The organism is Luteimonas sp. MC1828, from assembly GCF_016461615.1.
In the GTDB taxonomy this organism is placed as follows: domain Bacteria; phylum Pseudomonadota; class Gammaproteobacteria; order Xanthomonadales; family Xanthomonadaceae; genus Luteimonas.
In genome coordinates this window covers 1,153,441-1,165,816 of record NZ_JAEMNY010000001.1, presented here as the reverse complement: position 1 = coordinate 1,165,816, position 12,376 = coordinate 1,153,441, and the positions used below count along the sequence as shown (strand labels likewise).

11 protein-coding genes and 1 pseudogene are annotated in these 12,376 nt (G+C 70.8%); 6 read left to right on the top strand and 6 right to left on the bottom strand.

Going from position 1 to position 12,376, the window contains the following annotated elements; all coding sequences use genetic code 11:
• Positions 1-63: 63 nt before the first annotated feature.
• On the bottom strand, positions 64-2,769 hold the full coding sequence (locus tag JHB91_RS05350; RefSeq protein ID WP_199375381.1) for a TonB-dependent receptor: 2,706 nt from the start codon (positions 2,767-2,769) through the stop codon (positions 64-66).
• A 102-nt stretch (positions 2,770-2,871) separates the two neighbouring features.
• A complete protein-coding gene (locus tag JHB91_RS05345; RefSeq protein WP_199375382.1) occupies positions 2,872-4,335 on the bottom strand; it encodes a hypothetical protein in 1,464 nt (487 codons plus the stop codon).
• Positions 4,336-4,601: 266 nt separating this feature from the next.
• On the opposite strand from JHB91_RS05345, the gene JHB91_RS05340 reads away from it, so the two are divergent.
• Together JHB91_RS05340 and JHB91_RS05335 are read left to right on the top strand one after the other, a co-directional pair.
• Complete coding sequence (locus JHB91_RS05340; RefSeq protein WP_199375383.1) at positions 4,602-5,453, top strand: 2OG-Fe(II) oxygenase; 852 nt, start codon at positions 4,602-4,604, stop codon at positions 5,451-5,453.
• A 141-nt stretch (positions 5,454-5,594) separates the two neighbouring features.
• On the top strand, positions 5,595-6,278 hold the full coding sequence (locus JHB91_RS05335; protein WP_199375384.1) for a TonB family protein: 684 nt from the start codon (positions 5,595-5,597) through the stop codon (positions 6,276-6,278).
• Between the two features lie 21 nt (positions 6,279-6,299).
• Here JHB91_RS05335 and nth read toward each other — a convergent pair whose 3' ends face one another.
• The 3 genes from nth to JHB91_RS05320 are packed head-to-tail and all read right to left on the bottom strand — an operon-like array spanning position 6,300 to position 8,175.
• Positions 6,300-6,944, bottom strand: coding sequence for an endonuclease III (gene nth / locus JHB91_RS05330; protein ID WP_199375385.1), 645 nt, complete (start codon positions 6,942-6,944; stop codon positions 6,300-6,302).
• Between the two features lie 26 nt (positions 6,945-6,970).
• Entirely contained in the window at positions 6,971-7,339 is a 369-nt protein-coding gene (locus tag JHB91_RS05325) for a hypothetical protein (protein ID WP_199375721.1), read from the bottom strand.
• Between the two features lie 53 nt (positions 7,340-7,392).
• Positions 7,393-8,175 carry an enoyl-CoA hydratase-related protein gene (locus JHB91_RS05320; RefSeq protein ID WP_199375386.1) on the bottom strand — a complete coding sequence of 261 codons (783 nt, stop codon included), beginning with the start codon at positions 8,173-8,175 and terminating at the stop codon, positions 7,393-7,395.
• Positions 8,176-8,357: 182 nt separating this feature from the next.
• Between JHB91_RS05320 and JHB91_RS05315 the strand changes: the two genes are divergently transcribed.
• The 3 genes and pseudogenes from JHB91_RS05315 (at position 8,358) to JHB91_RS05305 (ending at position 10,899) form a co-directional block, all read left to right on the top strand.
• A complete protein-coding gene (locus tag JHB91_RS05315) occupies positions 8,358-9,068 on the top strand; it encodes an FKBP-type peptidyl-prolyl cis-trans isomerase N-terminal domain-containing protein (RefSeq protein ID WP_199375387.1) in 711 nt (236 codons plus the stop codon).
• 138 nt (positions 9,069-9,206) lie between these two features.
• Positions 9,207-10,024 (top strand): annotated as a pseudogene (locus JHB91_RS05310) (CoA pyrophosphatase).
• Positions 10,024-10,899, top strand: coding sequence for a sulfurtransferase (locus JHB91_RS05305; RefSeq protein WP_199471954.1), 876 nt, complete (start codon positions 10,024-10,026; stop codon positions 10,897-10,899). The pseudogene JHB91_RS05310 and the gene JHB91_RS05305 overlap by 1 nt, the downstream one beginning before the upstream one ends.
• A 3-nt stretch (positions 10,900-10,902) precedes the next feature.
• On the opposite strand, the gene JHB91_RS05300 is transcribed toward JHB91_RS05305, so the two are convergent.
• A complete protein-coding gene (locus JHB91_RS05300) occupies positions 10,903-11,679 on the bottom strand; it encodes an enoyl-CoA hydratase/isomerase family protein (protein ID WP_199375389.1) in 777 nt (258 codons plus the stop codon).
• 27 nt (positions 11,680-11,706) lie between these two features.
• Between JHB91_RS05300 and JHB91_RS05295 the strand changes: the two genes are divergently transcribed.
• On the top strand, positions 11,707-12,165 hold the full coding sequence (locus JHB91_RS05295) for a copper chaperone PCu(A)C (protein ID WP_199375390.1): 459 nt from the start codon (positions 11,707-11,709) through the stop codon (positions 12,163-12,165).
• The last annotated feature ends 211 nt before the right edge of the window (positions 12,166-12,376 follow it).

Sequence of the window (12,376 nt, the reverse complement as noted above, 5' to 3'; positions counted from 1 at the left end):
AGCCTGCAGGAAACGCAAAAGGGCGGGGCCTCGCGGCCCCGCCCCTGTCAGGCGATGCAGTGCTCAGAACTCGGCGGACAGGCTCACCGAATACGTCACGCCCGGGTCGTAGCGCAGCACGTGCACCTTCTGCCCGCCGCGCTCCTGGTACTCGTCGAACTCCGTGTCGAGGATGTTGCGCGCGGCAAAACCCAGGGTCATCGCGGTGTCGCCGAGGTTGAAGCCCTTGCGCAACACGAAATCGAGCGTGGTGCCCGGCTCCTGCATGTAGTCGGGCTGGCCCGGGCGGCCACGCGCGGAGACGCGCTCGCTGACATGGTTGGCGATCAGCGTGGCCTGCAGGCCGGTGGCCTCGTTCTCGACGCCGAACTGCAGGTTGGCGATGTGCTCGGACTGTCCCTGCATGTCGCTGCCGTCGCGCACGAACAGCCGTGCGTCCACCGGCGCCGGGTAGCCGAAGGGCTGCACCGTGTCGCCTTCGTCGGCATTCACCTCGGACTGCGACCAGGTGTAGTTGGTCGCCAGGTACAGGCGGTTCGCGCCCCACCAGTCGGCGGCGAACACGTCGTCGAAGTACTTCTTGAACTCCACCTCGGCGCCGTAGACCGTGGCCTCCGGTGCGTTGAGGAAGCTCTGGAAGATGGTGCCGCCGCCGCCCACGTTGATGTTGGTCTCGATCGGCTTGTCGATGGTCTTGTGGAACGCGCCGACCGTGAAGTACTCGCCGGAGCCGAAGAACCACTCATGGCGCAGGTCGAAGTTGGTCAGCTCGCTGTCCACCAGGTACGGGTTGCCGTAGTACTGGCGGAAGCTGTCGGGATCGCTGTACTGCTGCGGCGCCATCTCGCGGAACTGCGGGCGGGCGATGGTGCGCGAGGCACCGAAGCGCAGCTGGCGGTTGTCGGCGATGTTCCAGGTCAGGGTGAGCGCCGGCAGGAAGTAATCGTTCTCCAGCGGCGCCGGGGAGGCCTGGGCGACACCGGTGATCACGTCGTACGGGGTCACCGACTGGGTCGCGTCCTCATAGCGCACGCCCACGGTGGCGCGCAGGTTGGGCGTGATCTCGCCTTCGGCCTGCAGGTACAGCGCCTTGACCTCGAGCGACGCGTCATAGGCCGAGGCGCCGAACCCGCCGGTGGTCTCGCGCAGCCGCAGCAGGTCCTGGCTGAGGTTGTAGTCCGAGAACAGGTAGTCGGGGCGCTGGTAGCGGTTGTGGAACGGCAGGGCGCCGTCGAGGGCGAGGAACTTGAACTCGCGGGCCCAGGCGTTGCGCTCGTTGTCCATGTACGCGCCGCCGAAGCCGAGCGTCAGGTCGCGCTCGACCGGCAGGCGCCAGGTGACGTCGACGCCGGCGCTGTCGACGGTGTCCTCGACCGCGCTGAAGCGGGTGTAGTTCTGCACGCGCGAGGCGTCGTGGCTCCAGAAGCCGTCGACGTTCTCGTAGCGGATGCCCTTTTCGTAGGGCATGTCGCGCGTGGCGCGCGCGGTGGCGGCGCGCCAATCGACCTTCAGGTCGTCGTATTCGCCGAAGGCATGGCTGCCGGTGAGCTGGTGGTTGAGCAGCTCGCGCTCGAACCACTCGGTGTAGTCGTCGCGCGCCTCGAAGCCGGCGAGGTTGTCCGCGCCGAAGCGGCTGCGCGCTTCCTTGATGGTGTCGTGCACGTACAGGCTGGTGAGGCCGATCCTGTTGCCGCCCCACTCGTAGCCGGCACCGAGCATGACGTTGGTGCGTGCGTTGTTCTGGGTGGAGAGGAACTCGTAGTCGGAGTCGTACTCGACGACGTCGCCGACGAAGACGCCCTGCTGCTGGTCGCCGAAGCGGGTGCGCCATTCGTTCTCGAACCCGGCCACGGCGATGAAGCCGATGCGCGCGTCCTCGCCCATCTCGGCCGTGTAGCCAGCGCTGGCGCCGACGTTGCCGTCCGGATCAATGCTGTCGTTTTCCTGCAGCAGGTTCAGGTTGGCGTTCTGGAAGCTGCGGCCGATGCGGCGGATGTCCTCGCGGCTAAAATTGCCCAGGTCCACGCGCTGGCCGGTGGCCATCGCATCCTGCAGCGCGCGCGGCATCTTGCGGGTGCCGTCGTCATACCCCGACCAGTCATCCTCCGAGCCGTAATAGGTCAGGCCCTTCTCGCCGGTGGTGACGCTGTTGCCGCCGCCGCCGACGCTCACCTTGAAGAACGGCGCATCGGGGATGGTCAGCGATTGCAGGTCGATGATGCCGCCGCCGAACTCGCCCGGGTACTTCGCCGAATAGGTCTTCTGCACGGTCATGCCCTGCAGCACCTCGGCCGGGAACAGGTCCAGCGGCACCACGCGCTGCATCGGCTCCGGGCTGGGCAGCGGCGAGCCGTTGAGCAGCGCCGAGGAGTAGCGTTCGCCGAGGCCGCGCACATAGACGAACTTGTCGTCGACGATGCTCACGCCGGAAACCCGCGCCAGCGCCGCGGCGGCGTCGCCGTCACCGGTGCGTTCGAAGTCGTCGCGGGTGATGAACGAGGCGACTTCCGCGGTCTGCAGCATCGGCTCGGGGATGTATTCGCCGCGCACCTCGACCGCGTCGAGCTGGGCCGGCGTGGACGCCGCCTGCGCGGCCGCGTCCTGCGTGCCGGCCGCCTGCGCGAGCGTGGCCTGCACGATGGTGGCCTGCGCCGGAATGGCGGCGGCGTCACCACGTGGCGGGGCAGGCTGCTGGGCCCACGCGACCTGGCAGGCGAGCAGGGTGGTGATCGCGACGGACAGGCCGCTGCGTGACGGGGTGCGTTTCATGTGGTGACCTTCGCTGTGCGGTGCCGGTTGCGGCCTGGATGGAACGCGGGGCGGCCGTCATGGCCGCCCCGGGTCGACGTGATGCGGTGTGGCATCAGTCCGTCAGCAGGACGTGTCGGCCGTCAGGCCGCAGGTCCAGCCCTGCCACCAGGTGTCGCCGGCGTTGCGGACGCCGCCGATGTAGTCGACCTGCTGGAAGAAACTGTCCACCGAGGTCAGGCCCTGGTAGGCCGCGACTGCGGTCTCGTTGGCGCCGTTGACGAACACGTTGGCGAGGCTCGAAGTGCCCACCACGTTGCCGGTGCCGGAGGTGAACGCTGTCTCGGCGCGCGCGTCGGCGAACGCCGTCGGGCAGGAGAAGAACACCGAGCCGAAGGTGCCGGTGGTGTTTTCGTCCGAGATGCTCAGGCACTGCAGCCCGGCACCGGTGCCGCCGGCGGGACGGGTGACCACGGTGTTGTAGAACGCGGCCTGGGTGCCCTGGTTGAGGGTGATCGCGGCGCCGCCGCCGGCGCGGCCGACGTAGGTGAAGTTGGCGACCTTCGGGTTCGAGTAAGGCTCGCGGCGGATGCTCGACCACTCGTTCATGCGGTCGCCGCCGGTGGCGCGCTGGATGACGATGCCGTACTGCAGCGAGCCGTTCCAGCCGGTGTCGGTGTCGAGGCTGTCGTCGTCGGCGCCGGTGACCACGATGTAGCGGCCGTTGACCGTGCCACCGAACCACTCGATGCCGTCATCGGAGCTGTTGTGCACCTGCACGTACTCGAACACCGTGCCGTCGCCCACGCCACCGAGGGTGATGCCGTTGAGTTCGTTGTTCGGCGTGACCTCGAAGCCCGAGTGCTTGACGCGCAGGTACTTGACGATGCCGGAGTTGTCGCGCGGCGCGTTGCCGCCGTAGAAGCCGTCGGTGCCTTCGATGGTCGCCTGGCACTCAGGCGTGCCGGAGACCGTGGTGCCCGGGCAGGCGTTGATCGGCGCGCGGCCGAGCAGCACCAGGCCGCCCCACAGGCCGATCGAATTGGCGTTGGTCTGGCCTTCGATGTCGGCGCGTGCGGTGAGGGTGATCGGCTTGGTGGCCGTGCCCTGGGCATAGATCTGCGAGCCGCGGTTGACGACCAGCAGGTCGGCGCCGGCGGAGCCGTACAGGGTCACGCCCGGTTCGATGGTGAGCACGCCTTCCTGGGCACCGGGGGCTTCGTTGTTGATGTCGCCACCCTGGTCGTCGCCGACCGCGACGCGGCCGCTGATGGCGTACACGGTGCCGGCGCGCTCCGGGACCAGCAGGTTGCCGACGATGCGCTCGGGCAGGCGGCAGGCGCGCAGCGCGCCGTCGGCGACGGTGCCGATGTTGGTGAAGCCGGTGGGGCAGTCGGCCGCGGGGCCACCGGTCGGCGGCGGCGGCGGAGGGGTGGTCGGCGGCGGCGGCGGCGCGGTCGGCGGCGGCGGCGGGAACGCACCCTCACCCGGCGAGGCGACGCGGTCGGCACCGCCTCCGCAGGCGCTGAGCGCGAGCACCGCGCCGAAAGTCGTGAGAAGGGCCTTGGAGCTTTGGCGCATGGACATCGGTTCTCTCCGGGAGGAAGTTGACGCTGGCGAAGGCGGGCGAGCCTGGCGGCGCGCGTTGTGTCGCGGGTCGTCGCGCCGCTGCGGGGCGGACGGATCGGAGGCCAAGATAGGCAGCGTCGATGACAGCTTTCTTTCATTCATGCGGCTGTCTTGGTTTCGCATTGCGCGCTGCGTCCGGGTCGTGAGTCGGTTCGCTCCGCGTCATCGTTCCGTCACATCTCCACGGCCTCCTAGGAGGCCACCGCCCCGAACATCACGAAGCCATGGACACACCCGTCGTCGACGCCGCACTCGTGCAGTGGCTGCTGGATCGCGTGCGCTGCGGCGCCTCGCCGGAAGACGTCCTCGACAACATGGTCGGGCGCGGCTGGGACGGCGATGCGGCGGCGGTGGCGATCGAGGACGCGATGCGCGGCCACCTCGACGCGCACGCGCTCGATCACGGACTGCCACTGCCGCAGAAGGTGCCGTCGCCGATCGTCCTCAACGGGCCGTCGCTCATCGATGCGGGCGACCGCGAGGTCGCGGTGCTGGCCAACCTGCTGCATCCGCGCGTGGTGGTGTTCGGCGGCGTGCTGTCGGACGACGAATGCGATGCGCTGGTGGCGCTGGGCCGCGAACGGCTGGCGCCCTCGCCGGTGTTCGACCCGGAGACCGGCGCCGACCAGGCGCACCCGGCGCGCACCAGCGAAGGCATGTTCTTCCGGCGTGGGGAGAACGCGTTGTGCGCGCGCATCGAGCAGCGCCTCGCGGCACTGGTCGACTGGCCGCTGGAGAATGGCGAAGGCCTGCAGCTGCTGCGCTATGGCCCGGGTGCCGAATACCGCCCGCACTACGACTATTTCGACCCCGCCACCCCGGGCGCGCACGTGGCACTGGCGCGCGGCGGCCAGCGCGTGGCCTCGATCGTGATGTACCTCAACACCCCGGCGCGCGGCGGCGCGACCACGTTTCCCGACGCGCGCTTCGAGGTCGCTGCGGTCAAGGGCAACGCGGTGTTCTTCGCCTACGATCGGCCGCACCCGATGACGGGCACGCTGCACGGCGGCGCGCCGGTGGTCGAGGGCGAGAAGTGGGTGGCAACCAAATGGCTGCGCATCGGCCGCCACGCATGACGCTGCTTGACCGCCTGTCGGCGGAACGATGCCGTCCATCGCCACAAACAGGGCTTGTCATAACGGTGTAACCCACTGCGGGCGCGGACATAGTGTCATCGGGTGCATTCATCCGATGCGCTGCGGCGCGGGAGCACCAACATGCAACGCACAGCGATTCCACTTCTCCTCGCCCTGGTCCTGCCGGTCGCTTCCGCGCACGCCGCGCAGCAGGTCCACACCTTCGTGCTGGACCTCGATGCCGACGGCCACATCACCCGGCTCGCGCCGCATGGCGCCGTGCCCGGTGCGGTGACCGACGCGCTGGCCGACGAGATCCGCGCCTGGGTGTTCCATCCGGGCCCGGTCGACCAGGCCGGCGCCGCCGCCCGCACCTATCTGCGCGTGGTCGTGGACGACGCACAGGGCGAACCCGGCGGCTACAGCGTGGTGTCGGCGACCACCGGTCCGGCGCTCGCCGCGACCACTGCGCCGGACTATCCGATGCGCGACCAGCTTGCCGGGCACGAGGGCATGGTGGTGCTGAAGCTCGAGGTCGCTGCCGACGGCCGCGTGCGCGCCGCCGACGTGCACGCGGCCACCGGCTCGGTGTCGCGGGCGATGGCCACGGCTGCGGTCAATGCATCACGCCAGTGGCGGTTCGCCACCGAAGAGGTGGGCGGCGCGCCGGTGGCGGCGACGCTGCTGTGGCCGGTCTGCTACCTCGGCGCCCATTCGACGCCCGAGGCCTGCAGCTGGACCGGGCCGGACGACCAGCGCTTCTCCAGCAAGACCGTGCTGCCGCTGGATCCGCGGGTCACGCTGGTGTCGCAGGCCGCGCGCTGACCGCGCGCCGCCGGTAGCCCTTCAGCCGGCGATCCCGGGCGTCTTGTCCGGATACGTGCACAGGTCGCGCAACACGCACGCAGGGCATTCGGGCCGACGCGCCTTGCACACGTAGCGGCCATGCAGGATCAGCCAGTGGTGGGCGTCGTGCAGGTACTCGCGCGGCACCCGGCGCAGCAGCCGGTCCTCGACCGCGCGCACGTCCTTGCCGTGCGCGAGTCCCGTGCGGTTGGCGACGCGGAAGATGTGCGTGTCGACGGCCATCGTCGGCTCGCCGAACGCGGTGTTGAGCACCACGTTGGCGGTCTTGCGGCCGACGCCGGGCAGTGCTTCGAGCGCCTCGCGCGTGCGCGGCACCTCGCCGCCGTGGCGCTCGAGCAGAAGCCGCGCCATCGCCGCCACGTTGGCGGCCTTGGCGTTGAACAGGCCGATGGTGTTGATGTACGGCTTCAGTCCGTCCTCGCCCAACGCGGCGATCGCCGCCGGGGTGTTGGCCACCGGGAACAGCCGCCGCGTCGCCTTGTTGACGCCCACGTCGGTGGCCTGCGCCGACAGCGTCACCGCGACCAGCAGCTCGTAGGGCGTCGTGTATTCGAGCTCGGTGACCGGTTTCGGGTTCAGTTCCCGCAGCCGCGCGAACATCTCGCCGACCGCCGTCGTGGGCATGACGCGGCCGCGACGCTCCGGCGGGCTCAAGGCTTGCCCGCCATGCGCGCACGGGCGCGTGCCAATGCCGCGGCCGCGGCTGCGGGAAGTGCGGGCGGCGACGTTGGCTGCTCTCCATCGGCCGGCAGCGCAGCGGTCGATGCGTCCGGCGACGGCGGCGGCGGCGCGGCGCGCGCGGCCTTGCGCTCGGCGGCGCGGCGCGCGAGGCGCGCGGCGCGGGCGTGGTAACGCTCACGCGCGGCCCAGGCGACGACCAGGCGGTCGCGCGCGGCGGCAAGCTCGGCGTTTTCGCTGGCGATCAACGTCGCGCACGGGACGAAACGGGCCAGGCCTGCTTCGATGGCGGCATCCAGTTCGTCGGCCCGCACCAGCCGCAACAGCTCGCGCGCATCCACCGCGCGGGCGCCCGGATTGCTGTCGTCGCCTGTGCCCGCCGACACGCCGCGCCTCAGCGGTTTTCGAACGCCGGCTTGCGGCGTTCCAGGAAGGCGGTCATGCCTTCGCGTGCGTCGTCGGTGGAGAACACCAGGCCGAACTGCGCGCTCTCGTATTCCAGGCCGTCGTCGATCGCGCACTCGCCGCCGACGTGGATGGCGTCGAGGATGGCACGCATGGCCAGCGGAGCGCCGGTGGCGAGCTTGGCGGCGAACTGCATGGTTTCGGCTTCGAGTTCGGCCGCCGGCACCACGCGGTTCACCAGGCCCAGCGCCAGCGCGCGCGCGGCGTCGATCGGCGCACCGCCAAGCGTCAGCTCCAGCGCCGCGGCGCGGCCGGACAGCCGCAGCAGGCGCTGCGTACCACCGAAGCCGGGCAGCAGGCCGAGCGTGACTTCGGGCAGGCCAAGTTTGGCGCTGTCGGCGGCGATGCGCAGGTGGCAGCACATCGCCAGCTCCAGGCCACCGCCCAGCGCGAAGCCGTTGACCATGGCCACGACGGGCTTGGGCATGCGCTCGATGCGGCGCATCAGGCGCTGGCCGACCAGCGAGAACTCGCGCGCCTCGACCGCGCTCAGCGCCGCCATCTCGGCGATGTCCGCCCCGGCCACGAACGCCTTGGCGCCGCTGCCGGTGAGTACGACCGCGCGCACGGCAGGATCGGCGGCGGCGGTGTCGAATGCAGCGTGCAGCGCCTCCATGGTGGCGCGATTCAGCGCATTCAGTTTTTCCGGGCGGTTGACGGCAATCACGCGCACGGCGCCGTGGTTGGAGGTCAGGAGCAGGGAATCGGTCATGCGGGGGTCTCTGGCGGCGGCACTGCGGGCGTGGGAACTCGACGCCGCAGGCGTGGTCGGATCGGAAGGTCGTCAGTGGCGGTTAAGCACTGCGCCCAGTATCCTACCGTGTCCACCGCGGCGGCCAGACCGCCCCGGTTTGCCTCGGACCCAACCAGATCGAATCCCGGAGAGTCCCTCGAATGAAGTTGCGCCTGCTTGCTGCCGCCATCGCGGCCTTTACCCTGGTCGCCGGTTCCGCCGCCGCACAGGACACCACCTCGGAAAAGGGGAAGCTGAGCTACGCGATCGGCTACAACACCGGCGCCGAGCTTGCAGATCTCACCGCGCGCGGCGAGGCGCTTGACGTCAACACCGTGATCAAGGCCATGCAGGATGCCTACGCCAAGAAGGAACCGACGGTCCCCGTCGACCAGCTGCGCGTGGCGGTCGAGAACATGCAGAAGCGCCAGCAGGCCAAGATGGAGGCGGAGTTCGCCAAGCTGAGCAGCGCCAACAAGACCGCCAGCGATGCGTTCCTGGCCCAGAACAAGGCCAAGGCCGGCGTCAAGGAACTCCCGGGCGGCGTGCAGTACCGCGTCATCGAAGCCGGCAGCGGCGCCAAGCCCACCCAGGCGAGCGACGTGCAGCTGACCTACAAGGGCTCGCTGCCCGACGGCACCGTGCTGGTCGACACCAGCCAGGCGCCGGCCGGCCAGACCCCGGGCCCGGTCGCCCTCAAGGTGAGCCAGGTGCCGCTGGACGGCCTGCGCGAGGCGCTGCTGCAGATGCCCTCCGGCGCGCGCTGGGAAGTCGTGATCCCGGGCAGCAAGGCCTACGGCAGCGACATGCGCGCCGGCCGCATGGCCAACCAGGCGGTCGTGTTCGACGTCAAGCTGGTCAGCGTCAAGTAAGTGCCACGGGGCGGCGACGCCCCGGCGACAACACGCGCGGCCCAGGCCGCGCAGTGAACCTGGACGCGCCGGCCTTCGTGCCGGCGCGTTCGCATGTGGGCAGCGCGCATCGCGCGTGACCCGAGACCCGGAATCCCGATGACCACCGCTTTCCGTGCCGTCCTGAGTCCCTGCACCGGCGTCTGCACGATGGCCGACGACGGCTATTGCGACGGCTGCCACCGCACCGGCCACGAGATCGCGGGATGGCTTGCGATGGGCGACGACGAGCGCCTGCGGCTGATGGAAGACGTCCTGCCCGCGCGCGAGGCGCGCCGCGGCTGATGGATGCCGCCTCCGCCGATGCCCTGCTGCAGGCGGCGCTCAATCCGCTGGGCGCGGTGCCGGCGGGACCTGCCTGGAACCTCCACGACCTGCATGACCTGTTGCCCGCCGACGTGCGCCTGGTCGATGCGGCCGTGCTGGTGCCGTTGATCGGGGACCGCGACACCGGCGTCATCCTCACCCGTCGACACGACGGGCTGCGCCACCACGCCGGACAGGTCAGCTTCCCCGGTGGCCGGGTCGACCCTGGCGACGATGGCCCGGTGGCCGCCGCGCTGCGCGAGGCGGAGGAAGAGATCGGCCTGGCGCCGGCGCAGGCGCGCGTGCTCGGCTATCTCGATCCGCTGGCCACCGTAACCGGCTTCCGCGTGCTGCCGGTGGTGGCGCGCATCCCTGCGGGCTTCGAGCCGCGGCCGCAGCCGGGCGAGGTGGCCGATGTGTTCGAGGTGCCGCTGGACTGGCTGATGGCGCCGGAAAACCTCGACAGCATCGCCATCGAGTTCGGCGGCCGCGCGCGGGCGGTGTTCGAATACCGCCGCCACCAGCGGGCGCCCGAACAGCGCATCTGGGGCGCGACCGCGTCCATCCTGTACAACCTGCGGCAGCGCCTGCAGGCCGCCGGAGGCCGCTGATGAACCCGCACGACAGCTGGACCACGCTTGTTTCGCCAGATCAGCTCGCTGCACGCCTGGGCGCGCCCGGGCTCGTGGTGCTCGATGCGCGCTTCGCGCTGGCAGCCGCAGCCGCAGCCGGACCCGGTTCGGGCGAGGACGACTGGCGCGAGGCGCATATTCCGGGTGCGTACTACGCGCACCTCGAACGCGACCTGTCGGCAGCGCACGCGCCTGGCGCCGGTCGCCACCCGTGGCCCGACGAGGCGGCATTCGCGCGCACGCTGGCGGGGTGGGACATCGTCAAGGACAGCCAGGTGGTGGTCTACGACGCCGCCGACGGCGCGTTCGCCGCGCGCGCGTGGTGCCTGCTGCGCCTCGCCGGGCATGCCGCGGTAGCGGTGCTCGATGGAGGCCTTGCCGCGTGGCGCGCGCAGGGCTTGCGGCTCGATGCCGCGTCCCCGGCTGTCGCCACCACGCAGTCGCAACCGTTTGCCTTCGACCGCAGCCGACTGTTCGATGCCGCGCGCGTGCAGGAGCATCTCGCCGCCGGCGGTCTGGTACTCGATGCGCGCGCCGGCGAACGCTTCCGCGGCGACGTGGAGCCGATCGACCGCGTGGCCGGCCACGTTCCGGGCGCACGCTCCCGGCCCTACGCGGACAACCTCGAGGTCGGCCGTTTCAAGTCCTCCACCCGGTTGGCGACCGAGTTCGGAGCGCTGCTGGACGGGCGCCCGCCGTCCGACGTGGTCGCGATGTGCGGCTCAGGCGTGACCGCCTGCCACCACCTGCTGGCGATGGCACATGCCGGTCTCGACGGTGCCGGCCTTTACACCGGCTCGTGGAGCGGCTGGATCGAGGACCCGGCGCGGCCGGTGGCGACCGGCCCCGGCTGAGCGTTACTTCTTGCCGAGGCGCTCGACCAGCGCGCGCAGGCCGGCCTGGGTGTCGGGCGCGTACCAGGCCTCGATGAAACCATCCAGGCCGATGTGTTCCGGTTCCAGCGCCGCGAGCAGGTCGGCGCGCGCGATGGCGCGCGTACGCAGCACCGGTTCGCGCGGCAGCTGCAGCAGCGCCTCCAGCCATGCGCGGGCGCGCACGACCACCTCGTCGATCTCCGCCAGTTCGTCGACCAGGCCGATCTGCAGCGCGCGCTCCGATTCCACCAGCTCGCCGCCCACCAGCAGCCGTTCGGCGCGGTTGATGCCCACCGCGCGGCGCAGCAGTCGCTGGATGCCCTCCGGCGCGACCAGTCCGACCTGGGTCTCGTTGAGGCCGATGCGATAACCGCCGCTCGCCATTACCCGGTAGTCGCAGCACAGCGCCAGCACGCAGCCACCGGCGGGCGCGTGCCCGGCGAGCGCCGCGGCGACCGGCACCGGCGACTGCGCGAGCGCGCGCGCCGCGGCGAAGAACTCCGTCCACGCCGCGCCAACCTCTTCCGGCGACTGCAACGACATCAGGTATGGCACGTCGAGCCCGGCGGAGAACACCTTCGGCCCGCCCGACAGCACGATGCCCGCCGCGCCCGCGGCGACGGCCGCCGGCACCGCGTCCGCGATCGCCCGGCACAGTTCGGGGTTGAGCGCGTTGACCGGCGCCCGCGCAAGCCGCAGTTCGATGATGGCGCCGTCGTGGCGGATGCTGTCGATGATGGCCGGCATGCGGATGCTCATGTTGGAACGGGCCGATATCATAGGCACATGGACAAGATGCTTCGCACCCTGCCGTTCGCGCTCGCCCTGCTTGCACTCGCACCCTCCGCATCGGCGCGGGACGCCGCCGCCGGTTGCCTGCCGCGCGTGGTCGAAGGCTGGCTGCGGCCGCCACCGGTGCCGATGCCCATGCTGGCCGGCTTCGCGCGCATCGAGAATCCCTGTGCGACCGCGGTGCAGGTGGTTGCGGCCTCGGGAGCAGGCTTTGGCAGCGTCGAGATCCACGAGACCACGCTCGTCGACGGCGTCAGCCGCATGCGCGCGGTGCCGTCGCTTGCGATCGCAGCGGGTGGCGAGGCGGTACTGAAGCCTGGCGGCCTGCACCTGATGCTCATGCGACCCGCTGCCACGCCGGTGACCGGTGAGCGCGCCGTGCTGCGGTTCACGCTCGCGGACGGTCGAACCGTCGAGGGCGTATTCGAGGTCCGGGCGCCCGTCACACGCTGAATGGGCCGCGGATGGGCGGCGCACGCGCTTTCAAGGGCGGCCCTTTTCGGGGGCCTGTACGGATGTGGAACATGCCGTCGGACTCGCACGGCGCGCCGTTGTATGCGGCACGTTCCGCCTCTTGGCGTGCCGCCCCGCGCCGTTTGCCGGCCGCGCCACGCGGCGCGTGATTCAGGACTGGAACATTCCGCTCGCCGTGGCGCGCCCGACA